The organism is Thalassobacterium maritimum, from assembly GCF_031127805.1.
Classification (GTDB): domain Bacteria; phylum Verrucomicrobiota; class Verrucomicrobiia; order Opitutales; family Coraliomargaritaceae; genus Thalassobacterium; species Thalassobacterium maritimum.
Genome location: NZ_JARXHW010000015.1, coordinates 18,729 through 44,667, shown reverse-complemented (window position 1 = coordinate 44,667; position 25,939 = coordinate 18,729). Strand labels below are relative to the sequence as shown.

21 protein-coding genes are annotated in these 25,939 nt (G+C 52.7%); 6 read left to right on the top strand and 15 right to left on the bottom strand.

The window, feature by feature from the left end:
- Positions 1-71: 71 nt before the first annotated feature.
- Positions 72-764 (bottom strand): DNRLRE domain-containing protein, encoded by a 693-nt coding sequence (locus QEH52_RS08385; protein ID WP_308949682.1) that lies wholly within the window; start codon positions 762-764, stop codon positions 72-74.
- A 270-nt stretch (positions 765-1,034) separates the two neighbouring features.
- Here QEH52_RS08385 and QEH52_RS08380 point away from each other — a divergent pair, with 270 nt between their 5' ends.
- Positions 1,035-1,787, top strand: a complete 753-nt coding sequence (locus QEH52_RS08380; protein WP_308949680.1) for a prepilin-type N-terminal cleavage/methylation domain-containing protein — start codon at positions 1,035-1,037, stop codon at positions 1,785-1,787.
- A gap of 196 nt (positions 1,788-1,983) precedes the next feature.
- Positions 1,984-3,852, top strand: coding sequence for a hypothetical protein (locus QEH52_RS08375; RefSeq protein WP_308949678.1), 1,869 nt, complete (start codon positions 1,984-1,986; stop codon positions 3,850-3,852).
- A gap of 79 nt (positions 3,853-3,931) precedes the next feature.
- Here QEH52_RS08375 and QEH52_RS08370 read toward each other — a convergent pair whose 3' ends face one another.
- The 10 genes from QEH52_RS08370 to QEH52_RS08325 form a co-directional block, all read right to left on the bottom strand.
- Positions 3,932-5,278 (bottom strand): sulfatase-like hydrolase/transferase, encoded by a 1,347-nt coding sequence (locus QEH52_RS08370; RefSeq protein WP_308949676.1) that lies wholly within the window; start codon positions 5,276-5,278, stop codon positions 3,932-3,934.
- Between the two features lie 38 nt (positions 5,279-5,316).
- Positions 5,317-6,129 carry a PEP-CTERM sorting domain-containing protein gene (locus QEH52_RS08365; RefSeq protein WP_308949674.1) on the bottom strand — a complete coding sequence of 271 codons (813 nt, stop codon included), beginning with the start codon at positions 6,127-6,129 and terminating at the stop codon, positions 5,317-5,319.
- Positions 6,130-6,250: 121 nt separating this feature from the next.
- Positions 6,251-8,653, bottom strand: a complete 2,403-nt coding sequence (locus QEH52_RS08360) for a glycoside hydrolase family 2 TIM barrel-domain containing protein (protein WP_308949672.1) — start codon at positions 8,651-8,653, stop codon at positions 6,251-6,253.
- Between the two features lie 109 nt (positions 8,654-8,762).
- On the bottom strand, positions 8,763-9,743 hold the full coding sequence (locus tag QEH52_RS08355; RefSeq protein WP_308949670.1) for a hypothetical protein: 981 nt from the start codon (positions 9,741-9,743) through the stop codon (positions 8,763-8,765).
- Positions 9,744-9,939: 196 nt separating this feature from the next.
- Positions 9,940-10,665: a DNRLRE domain-containing protein gene (locus QEH52_RS08350; protein WP_308949667.1), complete on the bottom strand. Its 726-nt coding sequence runs from the start codon at positions 10,663-10,665 to the stop codon at positions 9,940-9,942.
- Positions 10,666-10,972: 307 nt separating this feature from the next.
- Positions 10,973-11,569 (bottom strand): hypothetical protein, encoded by a 597-nt coding sequence (locus QEH52_RS08345; protein ID WP_308949665.1) that lies wholly within the window; start codon positions 11,567-11,569, stop codon positions 10,973-10,975.
- A gap of 105 nt (positions 11,570-11,674) precedes the next feature.
- The gene (locus tag QEH52_RS08340) at positions 11,675-12,763 is read right to left on the bottom strand and encodes an Ldh family oxidoreductase (protein ID WP_308949664.1); all 1,089 of its coding nucleotides are present in this window, start codon (positions 12,761-12,763) and stop codon (positions 11,675-11,677) included.
- A 20-nt stretch (positions 12,764-12,783) separates the two neighbouring features.
- Entirely contained in the window at positions 12,784-13,764 is a 981-nt protein-coding gene (locus QEH52_RS08335; protein ID WP_308949663.1) for a phosphoglycerate dehydrogenase, read from the bottom strand.
- Between the two features lie 29 nt (positions 13,765-13,793).
- Positions 13,794-15,206 carry a glucuronate isomerase gene (gene uxaC, locus QEH52_RS08330; RefSeq protein ID WP_308949662.1) on the bottom strand — a complete coding sequence of 471 codons (1,413 nt, stop codon included), beginning with the start codon at positions 15,204-15,206 and terminating at the stop codon, positions 13,794-13,796.
- A 139-nt stretch (positions 15,207-15,345) separates the two neighbouring features.
- Positions 15,346-16,134, bottom strand: coding sequence for an SDR family NAD(P)-dependent oxidoreductase (locus QEH52_RS08325; RefSeq protein ID WP_308949660.1), 789 nt, complete (start codon positions 16,132-16,134; stop codon positions 15,346-15,348).
- Between the two features lie 94 nt (positions 16,135-16,228).
- Between QEH52_RS08325 and QEH52_RS08320 the strand changes: the two genes are divergently transcribed.
- A complete protein-coding gene (locus QEH52_RS08320) occupies positions 16,229-17,044 on the top strand; it encodes a helix-turn-helix transcriptional regulator (RefSeq protein WP_308949658.1) in 816 nt (271 codons plus the stop codon).
- Positions 17,045-17,126: 82 nt separating this feature from the next.
- On the opposite strand, the gene QEH52_RS08315 is transcribed toward QEH52_RS08320, so the two are convergent.
- The 4 genes from QEH52_RS08315 to tgt all read right to left on the bottom strand — a co-directional run bounded on the left by QEH52_RS08315 (position 17,127) and on the right by tgt (position 23,961).
- Positions 17,127-17,951 (bottom strand): MBL fold metallo-hydrolase, encoded by an 825-nt coding sequence (locus tag QEH52_RS08315; RefSeq protein ID WP_308949656.1) that lies wholly within the window; start codon positions 17,949-17,951, stop codon positions 17,127-17,129.
- Positions 17,952-18,073: 122 nt separating this feature from the next.
- The gene (locus QEH52_RS08310; RefSeq protein WP_308949654.1) at positions 18,074-19,066 is read right to left on the bottom strand and encodes a dihydroorotate dehydrogenase-like protein; all 993 of its coding nucleotides are present in this window, start codon (positions 19,064-19,066) and stop codon (positions 18,074-18,076) included.
- Between the two features lie 27 nt (positions 19,067-19,093).
- Positions 19,094-22,645 (bottom strand): pyruvate:ferredoxin (flavodoxin) oxidoreductase, encoded by a 3,552-nt coding sequence (nifJ, locus tag QEH52_RS08305; protein ID WP_345785456.1) that lies wholly within the window; start codon positions 22,643-22,645, stop codon positions 19,094-19,096.
- Between the two features lie 200 nt (positions 22,646-22,845).
- Positions 22,846-23,961 (bottom strand): tRNA guanosine(34) transglycosylase Tgt, encoded by a 1,116-nt coding sequence (gene tgt, locus QEH52_RS08300; protein ID WP_308949652.1) that lies wholly within the window; start codon positions 23,959-23,961, stop codon positions 22,846-22,848.
- Between the two features lie 122 nt (positions 23,962-24,083).
- Between tgt and ribH the strand changes: the two genes are divergently transcribed.
- From ribH to ftsY, 3 genes are read left to right on the top strand one after another with little or no spacing between them, the layout of a single operon-like run.
- Positions 24,084-24,554 (top strand): 6,7-dimethyl-8-ribityllumazine synthase, encoded by a 471-nt coding sequence (gene ribH, locus QEH52_RS08295; RefSeq protein ID WP_308949651.1) that lies wholly within the window; start codon positions 24,084-24,086, stop codon positions 24,552-24,554.
- On the top strand, positions 24,539-25,000 hold the full coding sequence (nusB, locus tag QEH52_RS08290) for a transcription antitermination factor NusB (protein ID WP_308949650.1): 462 nt from the start codon (positions 24,539-24,541) through the stop codon (positions 24,998-25,000). Before ribH ends, nusB begins: the two co-directional genes overlap by 16 nt.
- A gap of 16 nt (positions 25,001-25,016) precedes the next feature.
- Positions 25,017-25,937, top strand: coding sequence for a signal recognition particle-docking protein FtsY (ftsY, locus tag QEH52_RS08285; RefSeq protein ID WP_308949649.1), 921 nt, complete (start codon positions 25,017-25,019; stop codon positions 25,935-25,937).
- Positions 25,938-25,939 lie beyond the last annotated feature (2 nt).

Here is a 25,939-nt window from a genome sequence, read left to right as displayed (position 1 = left end):
ACTGGCCACAACTCTGTCGATGATCCCTCCTCCTCTCTGAAGAAGGAGGAGGGATCCAAACAAAACCGCGATTAACGGCGGCGCTTAGTACCAGCGATAGCAAGCGTCGCAAGACCAAGTAAAATGCTCGCGGTCGCTGGCTCAGGCACAGCGACTAAAGTCAGCGTCGGACGATAAGCAACCGTGGTGGCCTCGCTTGAATGCCAAGAAGGATTGTTACCAGTATCGGGTAACTGAGGGCCAAAGATACGAAAGGTGACCGTATTATCTGCCTGAATAAAATTCGTTAGTCCTGAAAAAGTAATCGTGTGGGCCACATCACTGGCATTGTAGGACCAATTATAACTGGGAGTCAGGTCGGTAAAAGTGCCCGTGGGACGGGAATTATAAGTGACGGTGCTTTCCTGCCAAGCGAAGTTACTGGGGCTCCCCGTATTACTGAGGGCTGAAAATATGAACTCGGCGGTGTCGCCAGATCCTGCATTGGTGACTTGATTAAAAGTCATACTTAAGACTGCGTCTTGACTGGTATCGACTCCCGAAATGACCGAGGACAAATCAAACTTAACATAAGCAATACGATCATTGCTTGAAGCGTTTTTTACCGTGATAGAGGCAGACTCTGAGTTGTAGTTAGTATTTTTATCGCCAGTATAAACGTAATTGTCATCCGAAGCAGTCAATACGATGGAAGCCGAGCTGAAGGATGGTGCTACGGCAGCTAGTCCGAGCAGTGCAATGATTTTAGATGAGTACATTTGCATAGTTTTATGGTTTTAGTAGGGGTGGTGATTTTACTTCGCTAAGCTGCAATTTGAAAAAAAACGCAGCTAGAAAACAATTAGCGATATACTCATAAATGTTGAGAGGAAATCAGCTGAATCTATTTAACAAGCTCGGCCATTGAATAGATTCAACGGCACCAACATTTCAACTGCCTCGCTCATAGGTTTAATTTTTTCATGCGCGATTAGCAGCGTTTACTGCCAACAGCGCACACTACCCCAAAGTTCACCCCCCAATAAAGCTAGGTCATGAAGAAGAACCAAGGCCCTACCCCTACCTCAGTAGCCTCTCACAACAACCGTCAACAAGCATTCTCTTTGATAGAGCTCCTAGTCGTGATTGCGATTATTGCAGTGCTCGCCGCGATTCTGACGCCTGCCATATCAAGCGTTCGCACCCATGTCTACATTTCAACGACAGCAAACAACTTGCGCAACTTACAAACAGCGAACCAAATGTATGCTCAAGATAATCGTGGAGTCTATCTAACATCTAAACAACCTGTATTTGAGGATGGGCGCTGGAAAATCGACTCCAACTCGCACTGGGTCACTTACAAGCCCTTCACACAGTTTCTTGATGCCCCTGAACCTGGTTGGAAATCACATGAATACCTACACGCTGCGCGAACTGGAGATCCCGATGCCGCACGCTCGACTTACGGCAAATCATCAATCGGGCTCAACACCACTGGCCCCAATAATACTTCGCACCACGGCAATGCCCAATCTGTGCATGAGAATGCGCCCACGATCCATAATGTTCGCAATCCTAGCAAGGCGATGGCCTTCGCGGACGCAGTCGACTACCAAGTTTCCAGCACTCGTGCCACGCTCTACATCAGCGAAGAAAAAGGCCCTTATGGTAAAATGGCCATCGCCTACCGCTACAAAGGCAAGGCCACTGTGGTTTACTACGATGGTTCCATCGGCCGGGTAGCCATGGAGGACATTACCCCCAAGGACGCCCACGAAGACTTCTGGGTGGCAATGCAACCCTAACTGTAGAGCATGCGTCTTAATTTAGAATAAATCATTTGAGTAAAAACGATAAAGCACACAGACGTTTACACTTCTCGTATATGCGTTTTCCATAGACTAAATCGACAGTTATTGAATAGCTTGATTTGAACTATAGGTGAATTATCCAATTTATATTCTAATTGTTGAAGCTGATCCCCAATCAAGGACCCAACCTATGAGAATACAATTACCTAAAAAACGTTTGCTGCTTTCTGCTGCACTTTTAATTGGCCTGCACGCATCTGCTGCCGACCTATATATGCTCCCACAAGGGGCTGGCGAAAAAAACGGCCAAAACTGGGAAAATGCACTTTCCTACGCAGCCGCCGAAAACAGCTTGGAACAAGCTTGGCAACAACTTCAACCCGGCGACACGCTTTTCCTCGGCGGTGGCGAATACGAAGCCCGTGGCATGCAATTGAGCGCTTCAGCCTCTGCGGCCAACCCGATCACCTTGAAAGGTGTTAATCGCAACGGCAAACGCCCCGTCTTTACCGGCGACTGGGAAAAAGAGGATAAAGCCAGTGGTTTCACTTTAATTCAACTGGCATCCGAGTCCAAGGGCTGGGTATTTGAGAATTTCGAAGTACATAAAGTCCGCAGCGTTTTTGAAACTCGCACGCCTGGCCGCGTGTCGGAAGGAAAAATTGTGGACGTGGATGTGCAGGAAACTCGCGACGCCTTCGTCTTTCGTGGCGGAGCCATGGCAGCCAAGCCGGAAATCGGCTCGCACGACATCGTCATCCGCGACTGCGATGTAAAATACTACACTAAACGTGGCTTTCGCTTCCGCGATGGCTGTTACGACATACAAGTGATCAACTGCACTGCCGACGCGGGTGGCAAAGAATGGTATGTGGAAGCCTTCCCCATGAGTTTCAACGTGATCGGTGGCGCGAAAGGCACCAACGTCTATGACCATGATATCACCTTCATCGACTGTGTGGCTAGCAATAACTGGCATATCAACGGAGACAGCTACTGGAACGGTGATGGCTTCTGCGCCGAAGGCACCGCCTATAATCTAACATATATTCGCTGTGAAGCCTACGGCAATACCGATGGTGGTTGGGATGATAAATCAGCCAACCCCCTACTCATTGGCTGCATCGCAAAGGACAACAAAAAGAACTACCGCTTCTGGAGCGGCACTCCAGGCGCCCTGCTCTGGAACAGCGTCTCCGGCGATCCGGTCAAACGCGGCGGCAATTCCGACTACGTGGGTCTATGGACTAAGGGTAAGATCCGCATTCACAATTCCAGCTTCGTCGATTCTTCCAAACCACTCGCTCTGAACGACTGGAAGGTCACTCCAGAACAGATGGCTAACATGAATATCAGCGTTAAAAATTCGCTGGTCGAACTCCCCGAGGGTAAAACACTGCCTGCTCCGAACTACACAGTGAGCGACACTGTCATTCGCCCACTCAATGGCGAAGGCCTGACTGCCGACGGCGTAGGCTACCAGAAAGACATGCGCGACGCACAAGTGCTACTTGCAGAAGTGCGCCCTTACCAACCACGCATCGAGAAAGAAGGTCGCCTACTGGAAACCAAACCATTGAACGTATTTAGTGAAAAGAATCCAAGCGGCTGGTATTTGAGCGACTGGAATAACGCGAAGATGAAACTCGCTAAGGGCAAGGGCATCAATGGATCCAACGCCCTCGAAGTTAGCACCAATGGCAGTAAAGGCGGCGGTGCGACCTATCGCACCAAGCGCGATTCTGCGACGATCAAGTTTGCTAATTTCCAAAAAGCAAATTGGGCACTCAAGATGTCGATCCGCACCGGTAACGCGAACCTAACAGGACTTGAGCTGCGCGCCCTCACCATGGCTGAAGCTCCCAAGACAAAAGAGATCCCACTGCCGGGCACACTCAATGGCTCCAATACCGATTGGCAAGAAATCAGCATTCCTCTCACCGAGCTCAAAGTCAGTGAAGAGGAGTTTGCGAACTTCGCAGGGTTCTACATTCGCGCCAACGGTTCCATGGCTGGACCGCTCTATATCGACAACGTACGACTCGAACCGATCCACTAATCGGCACGAACCGAATGACACAAAAAAACTCTCCTACCGCACTTGGTAGGAGAGTTTTTTTTGTGTATCAGACCTGGCCTTAAGCGGGATAATCGATCGTGCGCTGCCTCGCTGGTCGTAAGTTTGAAGGGGACAGGATTTCGGCACTAGGTTCACCGACGCATTGCATGCGCTCCAGCAGCATTTCGCGAAAGTCTTCGCAGACAGAACGATGGCTTTCGAGCTCCACGAGGTTCACCAATTCATAAGGATCGGTCTGTAAGTCATACAAGTGCGTTTCATGATACACGGGCGCCGTAGCTTGGCTGCGATATTCATCTGCCGCTGTGACTGCATATTTCCAGCGCGATGTGCGCAGGCAACGACCGGGTGCCATGCCAATATCGCCAAACTGACTATAACTCGCACGGGGCCTTGCGGCAGCTAAGCCCTGCCGCACTGGTAGTAGCGATTGCCCTTGCATCGTAGGGGGAACTTCCAAGCCCGCGGCCTCCAAGAGCGTCGGCGCTAAATCAACTAAACTCGCAGCACAGGCATGTTCCCCTCCGCCATTCCACTGCTGGCCCCAAAAGACCATAGGCACCCGCAAGCTGACGTCATGTGGAGAACGTTTGTATTCCGAATTACGTGTCTTAAAATGACAGCCGTGGTCACTGATAAAAACAATCATGGTATCCTCACTCAGTCCCGTGGATTCCAGTGCATCGTTCAAACGTCCCAAGCCTTGATCGATACGTTGAATCATTGCGCAGTAGCCCGCCCAATCTTTGGCAGCCGAACCACCCAGCGACTGAAGGTCGGGCGGCAGTGGCGCCGCCAGATGATCGCGCTCGTGGCCGTGTGGTGCAGGGTATGAGTCATCGGTATTTTGATGATGCGGCTCTAAGAGCGAAAGCCATAGCATGAAGGGCTGCTCCGGCTCTTGACTGCGTTGATCGATGTAACGAATCGCAGCATCTACCATGGCATCGCTACGGTAGCCATTGAGCGGCTGCTCTTGCTCATCCTCATCCCAAAGCCGAGCGGAATACGGACCACTGGTGAGTTCCACACAGTTCGCCCCCAACCAGTCTTGATAACCTCCACGATTCGCAGCCGGAACTGGTCCAGGGCCCGTTCCCTCAGACAGATGCCACTTCCCAATATACCCGGTCCGATAGCCGGCGGCATTGAAACACTCAGCGAGTTTTGGGCTCTCTTCACTCAAGCCAAAGCCATTCCTCCAAACTCCAGTCGTGGTCGCATATTGCCCCGTTTGCAAACAGCTCCGAGCGGGACCGCACACGGGCTGTGGCGTGACTGCCTCGCGGAAAAAAGTCCCTTGGCGAGCAAAGCGATCTAAATTTGGAGTTAAGCCCAGAGTGCTACCATGGACTCCCAGTGTATCCCAGCGTTGCTGGTCCGTAAAAAACACAATGATATTCATAAAAGCAGCTGTCTCACTCAGCACTCACTCAGCGCTCATTAAGCATGCGCACGCCGGCGTAACACTCTGCTGGCCAAAGCTAAGCCCCCGAGCAGCATAGCAAAACTGGCAGGCTCGGGAATGACAGTCAGTCGCATAGCAGCGAGTCCAGTCCAGTTACTGGAGCTTGTGTCATCCACTTTCACATCGAGAGTGCCCGCAGCACCAATGATGATACCGCTGATGTTCATATAGCGGGCATTGTCATTGCCGTCGGTCTCCGCGCGAAAGGTCGTCGCCTGCGTATCACTGGCAAGCCAGCGGGTATCTGTAGAGGCGCTGCCATCTTTTTCTAAAACGGTGAAACCATTCCAATTGACGCCCCCATCGAGTGAATAAGTGTAATGACCGTAACTGCTGCTGCTCCCGACGCGTGACATCCATAGGTCTAAATTTACTTCCTCACCGACAGCGAGATTTCCAAAAGTGACTGTGAAGTCCGTATCCGAACCATTATCGGTAAAGAAATAGTCCGCAGCAGCAGCTGTATTGCCGAAAGAACCATCCGTCGTCACCCAAGCGGGGCCTCCATCCGTATTATCAAAGGTATTGGAATTACCGTTGTTCGAATCTCTCATCGTCCCATCCGTATAATCAAGCGTAATGCCCGATGCGGTGGAACCATTGGTGGCCTGAATCACAGAGCCATTGACCTCTGTAGGAGTTGCATAAGCATTCCAAGTGCTGCCCCCACCGGGATAACCGTTGCTGTCGGCGGTGTTGTTGAAGTCGACCAAGAAGACTTGCGCCTGAGCGCTGACAGTGAGAACGAAGGGAGCGAGTGTAAATGTGGCTAAGTGTAAGGATTTCATAGGTAGATAATAAGCTAAAAATGAGCTTTAAGGTATTCAACAGTATAAAAGCACTCAACCAGGTCAAATATTTGCAAGCCCTCATTGACTACTGCAAGCCGCATTCACAATGGAAAGTCATTCACCTAAGCGTATTGTTTTTTTGACTGCATACGGACAGATTCACGAAGCAGGGCTCCAGTCCTTCCACGAGGATGCCGAGCACGTTCTGTTGCTGATTCAGATCAACGGTGATCTGCGCACGTCCATTACAGGCACCCACACGGCGACTGGCTCGAGCAGTGCCTTGGTTGTCAATTAGCCGACCGCCTCCTGCAAGCGAGAAGCGGTAGAAATCTTTGGCATCAAGGCATGGTATGCCCTGCGCGTCTACCAACTGACAGTGCACAGTGGAAAGGCCATCTTCAGCATTCACTTGATCAATACGAATGGATGCAGGAGCTCCCCAGGACTCGATCTGATACGATTGCGTGAGCTCGTCTTCGACAGTACCGTCGACAGCATAGCCGATCGCCTTTAAAGTGTAGCGACCTGCCGGTAGGTCAACGCCCCAACGCAAATTGGCAGCAGGAAAATTTTGGCTATCACGCAGACGACGCCCCTGGCTGACTCCATTAAGAAAAAGTTCAACTTCTGGACAGTTGGAATACACCTTGATGTATTTGCGCTCGTCTAGCCGCCCCCAGCGGATCGGCCATGAGTGACCATAAATATGCACCATGGGCTTCGTCGCCCAGTAACTTTGAAAGACATAGTAGCCCTCCTTAGGGGTCATATCGCGCTCCAACACGCCCTTCTGGTTCATGTAAGGGACAGGGTTCTCAGGGCGCACGGGCGTGGAAAAATCCTTAAACGGCCACTGCGCAGCACCGGTGAGTTCGGGCATGGTTTCCTGCTCTTTTAGATGCCAATCCACGAGGTCACAAAAGTAGGTTTCGGTCCAATCGGTATCTTTACTCGCTCGGGCCTGTCCACCTTCGAGGAAGTAGTCACCATCTTGCTCATCCGCGCCCTGTCCTGCTTGAATCTCTTCCAGTCCTTGGGCACTATCCTCGGTATGACGGCCAGCATGGCTATCTCCCCCCCACTCGACGTGTAACACGTGCTGATGTTCTTGAATCGCGCTGAGTGCGGCTTTTTTATACTCAGTATAGAGACCGCGATACCAACCAGCCCAGATACTGGGCGAATATACGTCGACAATATCAGCGCAAAAAGCGCAACGCCGGATCGCGGTCTTACGCGCAGGATCCAAGTGATGAGATAGCTCATGGAGCTCGCGCATAAAGTCACGAATCGCATCTTGGTCGAATGCTTCAAAGTCGGCCGGCCAGTCATTTTCATTGCCCAAGCCCCAGATGATAACAGAGGGATGATTACGATGCTGACTTATCATATTCCGCAGCATGCGGCGACACATTTCACGATAACTCTCAGAGCCCAAGCCGCCTCGGCACCAGGGAATTTCCTCCCAAACCAAAATGCCAAGTTCATCGCAAAGCTGTAGCACCAGCTCCGATTGTTGATAGTGACCGAGGCGAATAAAGTTCACCCCCATCTCTTTCATAAGACGAAATTCTTCGCGAATCTGCGCTTCCGTCATGGCTTGCGCCACGCCCGCGTGGTCTTCGTGGCGGTGCGTGCCTCGTAAGAGCAGGCGCTCGCCGTTCAGCATAAAGGGACCATGCGGCACAAATTCAAAGTGACGAAAGGCAGTCTTCAGACGGCGCTCGCTTTGTCCCACCGCGGTACTCAATTGCAAGTGCACTTCGTAGAGTGCAGGATGCGCGGGATGCCACTGCTCAGGAGCATCTATCTGCCATGTGAGCAGTGAGCGTTCCCCCTGCCAGCATGGCAGGCTCAACTCAGACTGTGCGACTTCTTCTCCCTGCGCATTTAGAAGCTGGAGCTTCAGTTCGACCTCCGCATCGGCCACGTAGCTGGAGAGCTCGGCATGAATGCTCAACTCGGCGCTTGCATTCTGCAGCCGAGGTTCCAAGCGGACGTCGCCCCAGTCAATCGCGGGTCGATAGACCAAATGCATGGCGCGGTAGATGCCGCCATAAAGATTAAAATCGCTAACATCGGAAGGGATCGTCTCTAAATCGCGTGCATTATCACAACGTATCGCGAGTGGCACAGGACCTTCGCCATACTGCGCATGATAAGCTGCGCACGCTTCGGTAATATCTAGCGTCCACTCGTCGTAACCGCCACTGTGACTCCCCACTTCGCTGGTGTGAATATAGACCTGCGCACGTTGCCCCGTGCCCTCAAAGTGAAGGCAGACTCGACCATCATCATAGGGAGAGTCAATCTCTAGCTGCGTGCGATACCACCCCGCCCCCTCGTAGTAAGGAAGATCAGGATCGACCGCATCACTGGCATTCCAGCAATGTGGCAAGACCACTCGCGTCCACGGTAAGTTAAAGTGATTGGTATATTTAGCGGAACGCCAACATTCCCAAGGCCCGCCGAGGTCGTGTCGCGTAAACTCTAGTTCCGTAATTGTTTTTTGAAGCATCCGATGCGATCAGAGTAGGTGTTACATACAAATAAAGGCAGGAGTGGCGTCGTCTACAACGCCACTCCTGCTGCAGTAAAACCGACCACTCCCCCCCTAGAACCGTAAGCTATTTACGGCTGCGGCGGCTGAATCCGACCATGGCCAGAATCGCGAGTGACAAGGCAAAATAAGATGGCTCTGGAACCACAGTCAGGCTGCCAGTTCCACCATCCACAAAGAAAGCATCGTAGCTACTATTCAAGTCCTCAAAACTATATGTGCCCGCAGCTAGCGTATCACCGTCAATTTGGACCATGCCGAAGGTATGGTCCTGATCTAAGATCATGATACCATCGAGATTCAGTGCCTTAGTGGTATTGTTGATGTCATAATCCACGTCAAAATTAATGCCACTACCAATGGTCACATCCGCATTGCCCAAGGCACCATTTCCGGTCGCAAAGAAATCGGACACACTTCCCGAATCAGCCTGACTGACGAACCATTCACCACTAAAAGTGTTGGACGCACTGGAAATCGTCAAATCATCACTCGAGCCCAAATTGATGCTAAAGGTGCTGCTGCCCGAAATCGAGGCGGAGAAGGTGGCTCGACGGTAATCAGAACCCGTCGCGTCGTAGGTGGAATCGGCTGTCAGTGTAATTGATCCAGCAAGCTGGTAAGCAATCGTTCTGGCCGGTTGTCCATGCGTGATCTGGCCGCCGTTCAAAATCAAATCGTTCACCGTATGCACCCGGTCATTATTATTTGGTTTAAGAAGCAGTTGCCCTCCTGCTTCAATCGTCAAAGAGTTCCCCGCAAAAGTGGAAGTGCCAATGGGTGTCCGCAAAGTAAACCCCGAACCAACTACATAATCTTTAGTGCCACTGGCAGCCAGTCCATCGCTCCAAATCGCATCTCCACCAGAGGCAGCCGCATTCCAACCAATACCAGCCTCGAGACTATTCACCTGTGTAACAGATTGCGCGTGGAGCGCGGGCGCAGCCAAGCCACATGCGGCCAGCGCCAAGCCTGACACTGTTGCAAGAGATGGCTTTAGCGAATCGTTTAAACTTTGGCGATCAGCGAATCGGGGGATGTATTTCATAATAGTAACAGAATAGCAGGATTAGATAAGTATGGCTTAAGAGAGCCACTGGAGCTCAAGTGGCTAAGGTGATAAATAGTTTGTAAATAAAAACGCCTTCAGAGGAACCCACAGGTAACTGAATCTATTCAACCCATTTAATTCCGGTTAAGAACCACAGAAAAAAGCGCCCCCTAGGTGGTGCCCCCAGCGCGCCCTAGCGACGTCTTCCAGAACGCATGCAGACGCCCATCAGAGCGACCAACCCCGTCAATAGCGCAGCTGCTGAAGGCTCGGGAACCTGAGCAAAAGCCAAGGTCGGACGCCAGCCTTCCGTCGCATTCTCAGACGAAGCAAAACTAAAGGATGGGCCGGCATTTGTCTGGGAACTAGACATCGCAATAACCGTAATGGTATTGTCACTCTGCAAGTAGGTCGACAAATTCGTAAGATTAAACTCAAACGACGTGCCGGCTGGCGTGTTATTAGCAATCGTCGCGGTGGTTCCAAGCAGGGTCGTCTCGCCTGCATCCAAACTATTCTTTTGAGCCGTATTGCCACTGTTAGCGACATTGCCAGGCGCATTATTCCACGTAAGGGTATCTTCCGTCCATGTCGGCGCAGTCAATCCGGTATCGTTTAGAGCATACAGCGCGAGTTTGAAAGTGGCATCAGAAGATGAGTTAGCCGCCAATGTAAGCGTAATTGTCCCTGCTTGCGAATAATCAGCATTTTGTCCCGTGAGATCGAATTTCAGCCAAGACTTACGTATATTGTTACTGGCATATTTAACCACAATATTACCACTAGCATCCTGCACAGTGGAGGACTGACTGTTTAGCACTAAATTATCATGCGAGGCAACAATAGTGGCGGCACTGGCGGCGCTAGATACTGCGAGAAAGGCAGATAGCCCAAGGATAAAGTAACGATTTATTTTCATTAGGTAGGTAGGTAGGTAGGTAGGTAGGTAGGTAGGTAGGTAGGTAGGTAGGTAGGTAGGTAGGTAGGTAGAATTTTACGATGATACCGTAGACATATCAAGTTCACTAAACCTACACATAAGAAACTGAAGCTATTCAACAACTAGCCATGGCAGAAACTTCCTGATCAAAACCATTAAAATCAAATTCCGGAACTTGCTTCTGGTGAATACAATATGACGGAAACACTAGCGCTGCTTTCTGATTTCCTCCGAAGCTTACGAATGCATCTAAACTTGGAATAGGACCGACCGTTCTTCGAAAAGATTACAGGGGGCGACCTGTGCCGGCTGATTCCACCCCTAGAGCGTCCCGAAGCACTTGGACTTGAGGATCATTAACAATCATCGCCTCCAATTCTATTTTAGACAACCATCCAGCTACTAGGGCTTTCTCGAGTTCTTCAAGCTCCGTATAGTCAGTAACTGCCATGTCCATGTCTGGCAAATTCTCGTCGAAATACACCCAATCCCCCAATGACCACTCACATTTGAATCCTGCGATCTCGATCCAATACGATCCCGCAGCTCCGTCTTCAGAAATAACGAACGTCCCAGTATCTTCTATTTTCCCTTCAGCCAAGAGCACCCATGAGTATTTGGATGCTCTTAGCTTCTCCTCTGAGGATGCTAGATGTTTTTCTAACTTTAGACAAAGTTGAGATTCGCCATTTCTTAAAATCAAATACCTCCCGAATGGTGTTTGGATCGCATTAGGCCCCATCCCCATGGCAATCGTTTTCCAATACTGGTAAGAACTCACCAAGGCTTCTTTATCCTTCGTGCTAAGCAATTTGGCAGGTTCGCTGGAGCACCCTGCAAGCATGACAGAAATGCAGAGAAGTATGAGTGCGATATGATTCATTTCTTTTCGTCGTCAAGTGAGCGTTAACGGGACAGGTTCAGCTCAATTGCCCGACTGTGCTGACTTGTCGAGGGGAGGCCCGACAAGTCAGCTGGGAGCGATGATTTACTCGACCTTGAAGGAGGCGAGGTCCCATTGCGGGGCGCCGCACTCTTCGGCGATTTCGTTGAAGGCCTTGATTTCGGCTTCAGAGAATAAGAGGCCGCCGGCTTTGACGACGCGCTCGGCCCAGCGGGCTTCGAGCTGGCCGGGCAGTAGGCAGTTTTCATTGCCGTGCCCGAGGATGTCTTCGATCACGGCTTTAACATTGCCGGCTTGATCGCGCCCTTGCGCAAAGGCGCCGCCATTGATGGCGTCGGGGTGGATGACTTGGAAATAGAATGCGGGGGTGCGCTTCTCCCCGGCTGGGATCTCACGGCTACGCAGAGTCGGCAAGCTACCACCGATGAAGGCGCCAACGATCTCGTTGATCAGGCTAAGGCCGTAGCCTTTATGGGCGCCAAAGGGGACGAGTGCGTTGACGGCATTAGGATCGGTGGTGGGCTGGCCGTCAGCGTCAACTGCGGCGTTGGGTGGCAAGGCAGTGCCCTCGCGCTGGAATTGTTGCACGCGGCCCATGGCGATCACGGAAGTGGCCCAGTCAATCACGACGGGGAAGCCGACCGCGTCGGTGGTGGGAAAACCCCAGCTATGAGGGTTGGTGCCGAGCGTGGGGAACTTGCCCATAAAGGGCACGACTTCGGCCAGCGCGGCGGTGCAATTGGTGTAGGCGATATAACCACGCTTAGCGGCCTCCATCACATAGCCGCCTCCCCAGAGGTAGTGGAATGCATTATCGACCGAGACTTGCCCGATGCCGTATTTGTCGGCAAGCTCGCAGGCGCGGTCGATGGCTTCGTAGGCGGTCGCTTGACCTAGCTTTTTATTCGCATTCCAGATTTCGCTAGCTTCGAAGCGGCAGGGCAATTTCTCGATTTCGACGGCGGGTGTGCAACCGCCAGTGGCACTGCCAAAGAGATGGTCGAGGTGTAGGGCCTTAATCGCGTTATGGGTGCGAATGCCGTGATGCGATGCGTGCGCGGAAAAACGCGCAGCTTGGCTGGCTTCTTCTTCGGTGTAGCCACGATGTTGATACGCTGCGGAGACGAGTGCGTCGTGTTGCGCTTGAGGGACGATGTAGAATTTTTCGGACATGATGTAATGGTGAAATAAGATTATTGAATGAGCGCGGCGGGTGGTTCGACTTCGTTGACTTGTGCGAGGGCTTTTTCACCTTTGAGCAGGTTGACTAGGTTTTGGGTGGCCATACCAGCTTGGCGCTGAACGCTCTCATAGGTGCGTGAGCCTACGTGTGGTGTAATGATGCAGTTTTTCGCGCCGAGAAGGGGGTGATCAGCGGGGGGAGGCTCTTGATCGAGCACGTCGGCGCCATAGCCGCCGAGCTTGCCGGCTTCGAGTGCGGCGGCGATGTCGCCGGTGTGGGTGAGCTCGCCGCGGCCGCAATTGATTAGGATGGCACCGTCCTTCATGTTTTTGATGGTGTCGGCACAGATCATATCGCGCGTTTCTTCTGTCAGATTGGTGTGGAGTGAGACGATATCGCTGGCGCGCAGTAGTTGTGTGACACCGGCAGCGCGTTCGATATTTTGCTCTTTGGCGAAGTCTTCGGGCCAGTAGAGGTCGTAGCCGATGCACTTCATGCCGAAGGCATTAGCACGGATCGCGACTTCGCGACCGATACGACCGAGGCCGATGATGCCGATAGTCTTACCCATGATCTCATGACCGGTCATGCGCTTCCAACCGCCCGCGGCAGTGGTGTTGGCTTGCTCCATGAGGTTCTTATTTAAAGCCAAGAGGAGCATGAAGACGTGCTCGGCCACGGTGGTATGATTGACCCCGGGGCAGAAGCTGACGGGGATGTTCTTCTCGGTGGCGTAGGCGACATCGATCTTATCCACGCCGATGCCGTATTTGGCGATAATCTTGAGCTTGGGCAGCGACTTATCGATCACGGCTTGTGTGATCTCGTCGTCGCCACAGAGGAAGGCGTCGAAGTCGCCGGCGAGTTCGAGCATGCGCGCCTCGGAAAGCGGGCCGCGTTCGCGGACGATTTCTGCGCCTGTGCTTTCGAGTAGAGCATGGTGATCGCCGGGGCAATCTTGATAGGAGGTGGTGGTGAGAAGGATTTTCATAGTATAAAACTGAATGGTTGGCTTGTCAGTTATTTGACGCCGGGGAAGTTGAAGTAGTTCTTAGCGTTATTATAGCAGATATCTGCAATGAGTGTGTCGAGCAGATCGGTGTCGTTGGGAATGAGACCGGCCTCGACATCGGTTCCAATGATGGAGCAGACAAGGCGGCGGAAGTACTCATGGCGCGGAAAACTGAGGAAGCTACGGGAATCGGTGAGCATACCGACGAACTTACTGAGCAGTCCGACACTGGAGAGAACATCAATCTGGGTGCGCATACCATCGAGTGTATCGACGTGCCACCAACCGGAGCCGAGTTGCATCTTGCCTGGAACGGAGCCGTCTTGATAGCTGCCCATGAGCGTTGCGAAGGGATAGAGAAAGGACGGATTAATGTGGTAAAAGATGGTCTTCGGCAGGGCATCCGCAGAGACGAGGCTATCGAGGAAGGCCACAGTCTTACGCGCGACGGGCTCGTCGAGCATGGCATCGTAGCCGGTATCGGGGCCGAGCTGTTTAAACATCTTGCTATTGTTGTTACGGATGGGCCCCAGGTGCAGCTGCATGGTCCATCCGCGAGCGGTATTCCAGCGAGCGACGGCTTGCATGAGGAAAGTCATCCACTGCTCGGCTTCGTCCGCGGTGGGTGTTTGCGAGCTGCGAAGCTTTTTGAAGATGGCTTCTGCTTGGCGATCGCTGCAGGGCACAAAGGGGCAAGCTTCCAGACCGTGGTCGGTCAGGCGGCAGCCGTTTTCATGGAAGAAATCGTGACGCGACTTGAGTGCACTCATGAAATCGGCCGCAGAGTCGATGGACTGACCGGATACATTAGCGAGCTGATCGGTCCAGCTATTCCACGCTTCCAGGTTGGTAGTAATCATGCCCTTGTCGGGGCGGAATGTAGGAAACATCTTGGTAGTCTGCGCCCCGCCATTGAAGGCGATGTGGTGCTGAAGATCATCAACGGGGTCATCGGTGGTGCCGACTGCTCGGATGTCGAATTGCTTGCAAATATTGTGCACGTTGAAGCTATCTTCGGCGAGGCGGGCGTTGGTCAGCTCCCAGACTTCGTCGGCGGTCTTGGGGCTTAGCACGAGATCACAATCGAAGTAGCGCTTGAGCTCTAGGTGCGCCCAGTGGTGCAGCGGATTACGCACGGTCTGAGGCAATGTGCGCGCCCAGGCGTCGAATTTTTCTTTGGGGCTGCTGTCTTTCCCAGTGATCAGGCTTTCGGGCTCACCCGCGGCACGCATGGCGCGCCACTTGTAGTGATCGCCCCCCAGCCAAACTTGAGCGAGATCAGGGAAGCGTGCATTGCCTGCGATGTCCTCGGGCGGGAGGTGGCAATGGTAGTCCATGATCGGTTGGCCTGCCGCAACCTCATGATAAAGACGCTGGGCAGTTTTATTGGGGAGAAGGAAATTTTCGTGAAGATAAGACATTTTGGGAAATTGCTTGGGTTCGGTGGCTCGGGATTCGATGGCTTGGGTTCGGTTGGTCGGTTTGAGGTGATCGGTTTGAGCGTCATATACTGACAACTGAAAAACCGATCACCGAAAAACCGCGTGCCGCGCTGTGCGACTAAATCGTCATAGAGGCGTAGCCGCCGTCGACGACGATTTCTGCGCCGTTCATGAAGCTGCCGGCATCGCTGGCGAGCAAGAGCGTCGAACCGACGAGTTCGTGGGCCTCACCAAAGCGGTTGGCTGGCGTGTGGCCCATGATGGAAGCCACGCGCTCGGGGGTGAGCACTTTCTTATTCTGTTCTGCGGGGAAGAAGCCAGGCACGATGGTATTGACGCGCACCTTTTGCTCCGCCCACTCGCGAGCTAAATTCTTAGAAAGGTTATGCACGGCTGCCTTGGTGGCAGAGTAAGTAAATACGCGAGACAACGGGATGATACCACTCATGGAACCGATGTTAATAATGCTACCGCCCTCCCCTCGCTCGACCATGTATTTACCGAATACTTGTGAAGCAAAGAGCACGGCCTTCAAGTTTGTGTTTAAGATGCTGTCAAACTCGTCTTCCTCGATCTCGAGAATTGGTGTGGGCGAATTGATGCCAGCACCGTTGACTAAGATGTCAACACGGCCGGACTTTGCGAGCACCTGGTCCAGCAGTTCTTGAATGGAGGCCTTGGAATTGACGTCCACTTTTTCGAAGTAGGCTTTGCCGCCCGCGGCTTCGATTTTGGCGAGACGGGCAGCTGCTTTTTCTTCGCTGCGTCCGACCAGGACTGTTTCAGCGCCAGCCGCTGCGAGACCTTCGGCCATTGCACCGCAGAGCTCGCCAGTGCCGCCAATGACAACCGCGACTTTATTTTGCAAACCAAAGAGAGTATTTAAGTAGTTTTCAGGATTAGACATGGGGCGATCTTAACAGAAGCAGGCGCTCACATAAATGGATTGCTCTCTCATATATTTGCATTAATTCATCATTTATATTCTTGCGCCAACATGTATGCCGAATTCAAGTCCAGCACCCACAACATCATTCGCCTCGATCGAAGTCGTTGACCGACCGTGGTTCCCCTACTTATGCACAGAGGTAGAGCACTGGGAATGGCGCACCTCGGGCGACGGACACTACAACTTCTGGATGGCACTTTCGGGGGAAGGCTATTTACGCTGTGAGACCCAGACCTTTCGTATCTTCCCTGGTGCTTTTTTCATTTTCTCACCTAAGCAGCACATCTCGGCAGCCCACTACTCGGGCCCACGTATTACTCGTTTCTCGGCTCACTTCCACCCACTAAAAAACGGGCGTAGAATGACAGAAATTGAGAATTTCCCGCTGCTAGGCGGAGAGGTCCAGTCACTGAGTCTAGCGCAACGACAAATCGATGTAATTATGCGCATCGCTCTGCGTCGCGACGACGACGCAGTGCTGGCTCAGAAGCTGCATGAGTTTATCGCTCAATGCACGGGGCAAAGGGGAATCATCGCCGAGGCGGCGCTCAACCCGCGGATCTCTGAAGCCCTTCGAATCTTTCGCGAGGCACCAGCCTCCGTTGACTCAATCACGCAAATCGCGCAGAAATTGGGCGTCTCACGCTCTCATTTTGACCGTGAGTTCACACAACAGATTGGGCAGGCTCCTAAGCAATTTTTAATTAATTGCAAAATGATCGAAGCGCGGCGCTACCTGGAAAGTAGCCACCTACGTGTCGGCGAAATCGCGGAGGCACTAGGTTACAAAGATATCTATTTTTTCAGTCGCCAATTTAAACAACTAGTTGGTCAGTCGCCGATTCAATACCGCAAGGCGCTCCAATAATAAGCGAGTCGCCCCGACCGGGGCAGGAGCAAAGCTAAGCTATTGCACGCGAGCGAGCACCCCACAAAGTCACGAAGGCCGCCTAGAAGAATGGGTTGTGAGCGAGTTCCTGCGCCACAGTCGTCATCGGACCGTGACCGGGGCACAGCACGGTATCAGTAGAGAGTGAGAGTAGCTTGTTGCGGTTATTATTAAGGGCCAACTGGTAGCCCTGTTGACTCCCCCCCATCGAAAGACAAAATATAGAATCCCCCACAAAGGCCACCTGGCTTCCAAGTCCGTTGACGATATAGCTCAGTGCTCCGCGTGAATGACCATTGGTTTCCACCGCTTTAATCTGAAATTTCCCGACAGACAGCTCAGCCTCAGGCTCCAACAAACTGGCACCGAGCACAGGCTCATTCGCGGGTGCATAGACCTGGCCAGCGGGGGCAAGTTCGGACAAGGCAGTGACACCTCCGATATGGTCACGGTGCGCATGTGTAATCAACACAGCTTGCAAATGGAGTCCGCGCGACTGAATCAATTCTAAAATAGGCTCTGCACGAGTGCCGGCATCGAACACGATGGCATCGCGGCTGGCCTGATCGAAGGCGACATAGCAATTAACGGTGGCGTCGGGATAGCTGGCTTCCGGAAAGGGCATACAAATGCACTCCAAACCGGGCAAATCGACAGTGGACGGATACCAATCCCCCTGAGCGAGCGAGATCAGCTTATCGGCATCCAAGCCGAGGACCTGCGCGACCTTACGTAAATGGGCGACATCCAACTCGCCCGCCAGCAGTGCGCGCACCTCCTTCAGGCTGAGTCCGGAACGCACAGAGAGTGCTCCATGGCCCAAGCGCTGCCCTACGGCAGCTTTTAACAGCACATCTTCAAAGCCATCTTCAATTGGAATTCGCATGCTTCTTTGTTAAAGCCTCAAGCGGCATAGAAGCAAGTATGTATGCGACTTCTAAACGAACTGGCGAGGCCGCTCACTAAAAAAAGTGGCACGCCCCGCCAGTAAAACGTATAGAAGACTGACTAGCTGCGCCAGCTCTTGAGCACGCGCATGTAATTGGCACGCTCCAGTGCATCCGGGTCCGGACAGCGTAGATAATTCATACAGCCACGCAACTCGTCGAGTGAGGCGTATTCCTTTTCCTGCATCCAGTCACTTAACTCATCCAGCATTTCAGTCACTTGCTCTGGCCCATTTATTAAGAGGCTGGAAACAACCTGCACCGCATCCGCGCCTGCCATCAGCGCCTTCACAGCATCAATGCCGGTATGCACACCGCCGGAAACCGCGAGTTGTGTATCGACACGGCCACTCAGGAAAGCAAGCCAGCGCAGGCGCAGACGTAGCTCATGCGAGTGCGACAAATCCAACATCGGTTTGATATCCAGCTCGTCGGCATTGATATCAGGCTGATAGAAGCGATTGAAACAGACCAAACTATCGGCCCCAGCACCAGAGAGACGTTTTGCAAACTGCGGCAGCGCAGTGAAGAAGGGTGATAGCTTAACCGCCAAGGGCACAGTGATACGCGCCTTGACCGACTCCACGATGCGGATACAACGATCCTCCAACTGACTTGAGCTCTCATCCACATCAGTAGGAAGGAAGTAGAGATTCAGCTCCAGGGCATCGGCTCCCGCACTTTCCATCAAAGTGGCATAGTTGACCCACTCCCCTTCCCGCGTCCCATTGAGTGAGCCGATCACAGGCACACTGACAGCGGCTTTGACCTTGGCCAATTGGTCGAGATAATTCTCAACCCCCCGATCCAATAAATCGACCTCTGGAAAATATGAAGCCGCCTCGGAAAAGGAATTTTCATAACTGCCAAGGTGAGCTTCGCTGCCGACCATGTTCTGTGTAATCTGCTCCTCAAAGAGCGAATACATCGTGATGGCAGCGATGCCGTGATCCTCAAGGGCACGGACTTTATCAAGATCGTCTGGCAGCGGTGATGCGCCCGCAATGATCGGATGCTTCAGGTCGAGGCCGAGGTATTTAGTTTTTAAGTTCATAGCTATGGATGTTGGGTTCGACGTGAATTATTCTGCATCTTCATCGGCCGTTTCAAAAGGCTGTGAGAGGCGATCGTAGAGTTCGAAGCGTTCGTCGACGAAGGTTTGAGCTGCTTTGCCCAACTCCTTGGCACGAACAGGATCTTTCATCTTAAGCATACGGAAGCGCGCTTCGTTATCGGTGAATTCGTAGAGCTGCTTCTTCGGCTTACGCGAATCCAATTTGAGCGGATTCTCTCCCTGCGCATTACGTGCAGGGTCGTAGCGGTAGAGCGGCCATGCACCGCTGTCCACGGCGAGCTTTTGCTGATCAAATCCACTGGCGAGATTGTAGCCGTGCGCTATACAGTGGCTGTATGCAATAATGAGTGAAGGCCCGGGGTGCCGCATCGCTTCATAGATGGCATTGACAGTCTGGGTATCCTTGGCACCGATGGCGACGCGCGCCACATAGACGTTACCATAATTCATCGCAATCAGACCGAGATCTTTCTTGCCGGTCACCTTACCGGAAGCTGCAAATTTCGCAATCGCGCCGATCGGCGTCGACTTACTGGCTTGTCCGCCGGTGTTGGAATAGACTTCGGTGTCGAGCACCATGATATTGATATTGCGACCGGAAGCCAATACGTGGTCCACACCACCGAAACCAATATCGTAGGCCCAACCATCACCACCGACGATCCAAACCGATTTCTCGACCAGATAATCCGCCACATCGAGCAAGCGCTTGGCCTTAGGCTCCGACAGCGTTTCAAGCTTGGCTTTAAGTTCGGCCACACGGGCACGTTGATCGGCAATCCCAGCCTCGGTGGATTGATCGGCCGTCAAGATGGCATCGATCAGCTCGGCATCCAGGCTAGCGGAAAAACCGCGTAGCAAGTCTTGTGCAATGACCACCTGCTTATCGACCGCAACACGCATACCCAGGCCAAACTCAGCATTGTCCTCAAAGAGCGAATTCGCCCAAGCAGGGCCGCGACCGTCATCGTTGCAGGTGTAAGGCGTGGTGGGCAAGTTGCCACCGTAAATTGAAGAGCACCCGGTGGCATTGGCCATCAATAGGCGGTCGCCACAAATCTGTGTCAGCATCTTTAAATAAGGCGTTTCGCCACAGCCGGCACAGGCTCCAGAAAACTCGAAGAGCGGCTCTTTAAATTGCGTGAATTTAACATCTTCCTTCAGAGTCGCGCGGTCAGGTTTAGACAGATTGAGAAAGAAGTTATAGTTGGCGCGCTCCTCTTCGAGTAGCGGATTTTGCATGCGCATATTGATCGCCTTCTCGCGCGGATTAGTCTTGTTTTTGGCAGGACATACCGACACGCAGAGCGAGCAACCGGTGCAGTCTTCCGGTGCCACTTGAATGGTAAATTTCTTATCGGGGAAGTCGCGTGCCCGGAAATCGGTGGAGCGAAAGCTCACAGGTGCATTTTCGAGCTCGTCCGCATCATAGAAATTGGAACGAATCGCAGCGTGTGGGCAGGCTTCGACACACTTATTACACTGGATACAGACAGCAGGGTCCCAGATCGGAATCTCTTGTGCAATATTGCGCTTCTCCCATTGGCTGGTGCCCACATCCCAGACGCCATCCGGGCGAAAGACACTAACGGGCAATGAGTCGCCTTTATTTTGCAACATCACTGAAGTGACGCGTTGCACAAAGTCAGGCGCTTCGGCCGGCACCACTGGGGGCAGCTCCAAAGTAGAACTGGCAACGCTAGGCACCTCGACCTGCTGTAGCGCGGCCAGGGTTTGGTCCACCGCAGCAAAATTCTTCTGCACAATTTCGGGGCCCTTCTTGCCGTAGGTCTTTTCGATCGCTTCTTTAATTTTGGCAATCGCTTCATCCTTAGGCAAGACACCTGAAATCGCAAAGAAGCAAGTCTGCATGATCGTGTTGATACGCCCACCCATACCTGCGGCGCGCGCGACTTGATACGCATCGATCACATAAAACTGTAGTTCTTTCTCAATGACAGCTTCTTGCACGGGACGTGGCAGATGCTGCCAGACCGTATCCGCTGGGTAAATCGAATTCAAAAGAAACACGCCCTTCGGCGCCGCGTATTCGAGCACATCATATTGATCTAAAAACTGCGCTTGGTGACAACCTACGAAGCTGGCATTTTTGATCAGATAGGGAGCGCGAATGACCTCTGGTCCAAAGCGTAAGTGCGATATAGTGACCGCACCTGATTTTTTAGAATCATATACAAAGTAGCCCTGTGCATAGTTAGGCGTGCCCTCGCCGATGATCTTCACACTGTTCTTATTGGCACCCACCGTGCCATCCGAACCGAGGCCGAAAAAGACCGCACGGATCACTTCACTTTTCTCAAGATCGAAATCCTCTTCAACTGTGAGCGAGAGGCCGGTGACATCATCGACAATGCCGACTGTAAAGCGGCGTTTTGGTTGCTCGACCAAGAGCTCATCGAAGATCGCCTTCACCATGGCAGGTGTAAAGTCCTTCGAGCCCAAGCCGTAGCGACCGCCAATGACTGTGGGGCAGAATGAATCAGGTAACAGGCCAGCTTGGCGCGCCTCTTCGATGCAAGCCATCATTTCGACTAAGAGTGGCTCACCCAGTGCGCCCGACTCCTTACAGCGATCGAGTACCGCAATACGCCGCACACTCTTAGGCATCGCGGCAACTAAACGCTTGAGATCCAAAGGACGGTAGAGGCGAATCTTCAGCACCCCAGTCTTGCGGCCCTGCGAGTTTAAGTAGGCAGCAGTCTCGACTGCAGTCTCTGCGCCAGAGCCCATAATCACGACCAACTCTTCGGCATCATCGGCCCCCTCGTATTCATAAAGCGAATACTTACGACCTGTTAACTCAGCAAATTTATCCATCTCCGCCTCGACCACATCCGCACAGGCATCATAGAACGGATTAGCAGCTTCGCGTGCTTGGAAAAAGACATCTGGATTCTGAGCCGTACCACGGATAGTTGGATGATCGGGCGACAGGCTGTTTCCACGGATGCGTGAAATGGTATCCGTATCGAGCATCGCTTCGATAACAGAATTGTCCAACAACTCAATCTTGTTAATCTCGTGCGACGTGCGGAAACCGTCAAAGAAATGCATAAACGGCACCCGACACTTTAGAGTAGCTGCATGCGAGATCAGAGCAATATCCTGCGCCTCTTGCACAGTGTTGGAAGCCAGCATCGCAAAACCCGTTTGTCGGCAGGCCATCACATCAGAGTGATCCCCGAAAATAGATAGACCGTGGGTAGCCAATGCGCGGGCCGCCACGTGCATGCAGAAAGGTGTGAGCTCACCCGCGATCTTATACATATTCGGGATCATCAACAGCAGGCCCTGCGAGGACGTAAAAGTCGTGCACAGGGCGCCCGCCTGCAGCGAGCCGTGGATGGCGCCCGCCACGCCACCTTCTGACTGGAGCTGCACCACTTCAGGCACATCCGACCAGACATTGGGACGATTCGCAGAAGACCACTCATCACAGACTTCGGCCATACTTGTCGACGGGGTAATTGGATAAATCGCAATGACTTCGGAGGCACGATAAGCCACTGAGGCCACCGCTTCATTCGCATCCAACATACTCACAGAGGAAGGGTTCTTTTTTTCTTTCACGATAAGAAACCCTAAAGATAGAACTCCAATGAGTAAAGAATATCTAATACGAGAACGAACGAGTTTAGAGTGACTAATAGGTAAAATTAGCCCCTAACGCGCTTGATCGCCGTCTCTATAAGCCTCCAATGAGACGGCGTGAGACGGCGATCTGAGCGAACCAGCGGTTATGCTCCGCCGGCGTTATAGCGATCGATCCAAGCCGCACTCCAAGCGGCGTAATCGCCCGCTTCGATGTGCGCGCGTGCCTGGGCCATTAAATCGAGAAAGAAGTGCGTATTATGAATCGAGAGCAGTGTATGCGCGAGCAGCTCCTTCGCCATAATTAAGTGTCGCAAATAGGCGCGACTGAAATTCTGGCAGGTATAGTTATCCGCTTCCATGATCGGTTTGGGATCGTGCTTAAAGCGCTCATTCTTAAGATTCAGCACGCCATGGGGCGTAAAGACAGTCGCATGGCGGGCCAGGCGTGTGGGCATGACACAGTCGAACATATCCATGCCGAGGCCGACCATCTTCAATAACTGCGGCGGAGTGCCAACGCCCATCACATAGCGCGGCTTGTCCTTAGGCATCACCGGCGCCGTGGCGGCCACTTGGCGGATCATTTCCTCCTCTGGCTCGCCCACACTGACACCCCCGATGGCATAGCCGGGAAAATCCATTTCAGCCAAGGCCTGTCCACAATGCTGGCGCAGGTCATCGTAAATCGAGCCTTGAATGATACCGAAGACATGATGCCCCGACTCAATAAAGCCATCATTAGTGGCATGCTCTAGAAACTCCCCGGCCCAGCGAATGGTGCGTGCCACTGCGCTCTCGCACTCGTCGCGCTCGCAAGGATAAGGCGGACATTCGTCGAGTACCATCGCGATATCCGTATCGAGATTTTTTTGTATTTCGTAGCAATTTTGAGGTCCAAGAAAAAGTTTACGGCCATCCAGATGCGAGCGAAACTCGATGCCCTTTTCGGTAATCTTGCGCAGCTTAGAGAGACTAAAGACCTGAAAGCCACCACTGTCTGTCAGGATCGGCTTCTTCCAATTCATGAATGAATGTAAACCTCCCATCTCGTGCACCAGCTCCGAGCCCGGGCGGATATTGAGGTGGTAGGTATTGCCCAAGATAATTTGCGCTCCGACCTCTTCGATCTGCGCAGGCGTCATGCCCTTAACTGTGGCTTGAGTGCCCACAGGCATAAAAATGGGAGTCTGGATTTCACCATGCCGAGTCTTGAGAACTCCGCGCCGCGCCTGACCGTCTTCTTTGATCAATGTAAACATTTAAAGAACGTTGAACATCGAACTCATAACTTCCAATCTCGAATATTCGTATAAATTCACTAAATTAGATACAAAGTTCGGCGTTGTATGTTCGACGATCGGCGTTCTTAGTGGGCTTCCTTATGAGTCTCGACATACCCAGTATACAGGAAATAAACGGCAGCGGCCTACGGATCGCTGTGATTGCCTCGCGCTATAATGAAGCGCTGGTGGATTCGTTGGTGCAGCACGCCTGCGCTACAATCGAAGCCTCCGGCGCAGAGCGTCCGGTGATCGAACGTGTGCCCGGTGCCGCCGAGCTCCCTTTCGCGGCATCTACGCTGGCCAAGCACTCAAAATTTGATGCAATTATCTGCATCGGTGTGGTGATCGCAGGCGACACCAATCACCACGAGATCATCGGCGACAGCACCGCCACCGCCCTGCTCGACATCAGCATCGCCCAACAGCTGCCAGTCTTGAATGGCATACTCGTGGTCAACAATTTAGCCCAAGCCCAAGCGCGTGCGGGCGAAGAAATCAACCGTGGCAAAGAGTTTGCCCAAGCTGCCCTCGAAATGGCATTATTTACAAAAAAATGGACGACGAAGTAAAACCAGTCAAACGCGCCTCACAACGCCGTGATAATCGCATGTGTGCGGTGCAATTCCTCTACCAATGGGAACTGAACCGCCCCGATCAATTGCACGATGCGCTACGCGTCTTCCTCGAAACGCAAGATCATGAGCGCGACTATTACGCCTTCGCCGAGGATCTGATCCATGGCGTGATCGAGCACATGGAGCGCGTGGACGAACAAATCAAGATTCATGCTGCGAATTGGACTTTTGACCGGATCGCTAAAGTTGACCTGTCCATTCTACGATTGGCCATATATGAGCTACTACAGCGGCGCGACATTCCACCGATCGTCAGTATCAACGAAGCCATCGAGCTCGGTAAGATCTACTCGAACCCAGATTCGAAGCGCTTTATCAATGGCATTCTCGATCAAATGAAAAACAAGATCGACCGTCCGCTTCGCAGCGCGGCCGACTAAGTTCGAAAACAAAATTATGCGCGGACTCTTTAAAAAGTTCAAAGACGGCCTCAAGCGCCAAACGCCCACCTTCCAGAAAGCATTCAACGGCATCTTTGCAGCCGGGAAGCTGGACGATGCCGCGTTGGAGGAACTGGAAGAAGCCCTGTACACAGCGGACTTCGGCCACGAGACCGTCGAAGAAATTATCGAAGAAATCAAGCTGGCCTACAAAGCCGACAAAGAAATGAGGGGCGAAGACGCCGCTAAGATTGGCGCGACCGTGCTCGCCCGGGTGCTCAAAGGCGCCGAGGGCCGAGTCGAAGTCGGCCAACACAAGCCAGAGATCATCTGCCTGGTCGGCGTCAACGGCTCCGGCAAGACCACCACCTCCGCCAAGCTGGCCCACCTCTATCAAAATGAGGGCCACAGTATGCTACTCGGTGCTTGCGACACCTTTCGCGCTGCAGCCAACGAGCAAATCAAGCATTGGGCAGACCGCCTGAACATCGACATCGTAGCCAGCCAACATGGAGCGGATTCCGCTGCCGTCGCCTACGATGCACTGGAGGCCGCCCAAAGTCGCTCACGTGACATTGTGATTCTCGACACCGCCGGTCGCTTACACACCAAGGGTAACCTGATGAAGGAATTGGAAAAGATGCACCGCGTCATCCAAAAGCGCGAGCCCACCGCCCCGCATCACAGCTGGCTAGTGGTGGACGGTAGCCTTGGATCCAACTCCATCGAACAAGCACGTGTCTTCCACAAGAGCTTCCCGCTGACCGGACTGATCATCACCAAGCTAGACGGCACCAGCCGCGGCGGCGCACTGGTAGGCATCTACCGCGAACTCAAACTGCCGATTTATTTCGTAGGCTTAGGCGAACAGCCTGATGACCTGCAGCCGTTCTCTGCCGAAAATTACTCCAACGCGATCTTTGGGCTCACAGAATAATC

Bases quoted from the DNA above. Each gene is read 5' to 3' on its own strand.
- QEH52_RS08315 (WP_308949656.1), bottom strand. From the start codon at position 17,951: ATGCGAATTCCAATTGAAGATGGCTTTGAAGATGTGCTGTTAAAAGCT.
- QEH52_RS08340 (WP_308949664.1), bottom strand. From the start codon at position 12,763: ATGTCCGAAAAATTCTACATCGTCCCTCAAGCGCAACACGACGCACTC.
- QEH52_RS08380 (WP_308949680.1), top strand. From the start codon at position 1,035: ATGAAGAAGAACCAAGGCCCTACCCCTACCTCAGTAGCCTCTCACAAC.
- QEH52_RS08370 (WP_308949676.1), bottom strand. From the start codon at position 5,278: ATGAATATCATTGTGTTTTTTACGGACCAGCAACGCTGGGATACACTG.
- QEH52_RS08350 (WP_308949667.1), bottom strand. From the start codon at position 10,665: ATGAAAATAAATCGTTACTTTATCCTTGGGCTATCTGCCTTTCTCGCA.
- QEH52_RS08335 (WP_308949663.1), bottom strand. From the start codon at position 13,764: ATGAAAATCCTTCTCACCACCACCTCCTATCAAGATTGCCCCGGCGAT.
- QEH52_RS08360 (WP_308949672.1), bottom strand. From the start codon at position 8,653: ATGCTTCAAAAAACAATTACGGAACTAGAGTTTACGCGACACGACCTC.
- nusB (WP_308949650.1), top strand. From the start codon at position 24,539: ATGGACGACGAAGTAAAACCAGTCAAACGCGCCTCACAACGCCGTGAT.
- QEH52_RS08385 (WP_308949682.1), bottom strand. From the start codon at position 764: ATGCAAATGTACTCATCTAAAATCATTGCACTGCTCGGACTAGCTGCC.
- QEH52_RS08310 (WP_308949654.1), bottom strand. From the start codon at position 19,066: ATGAACTTAAAAACTAAATACCTCGGCCTCGACCTGAAGCATCCGATC.
- ftsY (WP_308949649.1), top strand. From the start codon at position 25,017: ATGCGCGGACTCTTTAAAAAGTTCAAAGACGGCCTCAAGCGCCAAACG.
- ribH (WP_308949651.1), top strand. From the start codon at position 24,084: ATGAGTCTCGACATACCCAGTATACAGGAAATAAACGGCAGCGGCCTA.
- uxaC (WP_308949662.1), bottom strand. From the start codon at position 15,206: ATGTCTTATCTTCACGAAAATTTCCTTCTCCCCAATAAAACTGCCCAG.
- QEH52_RS08375 (WP_308949678.1), top strand. From the start codon at position 1,984: ATGAGAATACAATTACCTAAAAAACGTTTGCTGCTTTCTGCTGCACTT.
- QEH52_RS08365 (WP_308949674.1), bottom strand. From the start codon at position 6,129: ATGAAATCCTTACACTTAGCCACATTTACACTCGCTCCCTTCGTTCTC.
- QEH52_RS08320 (WP_308949658.1), top strand. From the start codon at position 16,229: ATGCCGAATTCAAGTCCAGCACCCACAACATCATTCGCCTCGATCGAA.
- QEH52_RS08355 (WP_308949670.1), bottom strand. From the start codon at position 9,743: ATGAAATACATCCCCCGATTCGCTGATCGCCAAAGTTTAAACGATTCG.
- QEH52_RS08325 (WP_308949660.1), bottom strand. From the start codon at position 16,134: ATGTCTAATCCTGAAAACTACTTAAATACTCTCTTTGGTTTGCAAAAT.
- tgt (WP_308949652.1), bottom strand. From the start codon at position 23,961: ATGTTTACATTGATCAAAGAAGACGGTCAGGCGCGGCGCGGAGTTCTC.
- nifJ (WP_345785456.1), bottom strand. From the start codon at position 22,645: ATGTTGGATGCGAATGAAGCGGTGGCCTCAGTGGCTTATCGTGCCTCC.
- QEH52_RS08345 (WP_308949665.1), bottom strand. From the start codon at position 11,569: ATGAATCATATCGCACTCATACTTCTCTGCATTTCTGTCATGCTTGCA.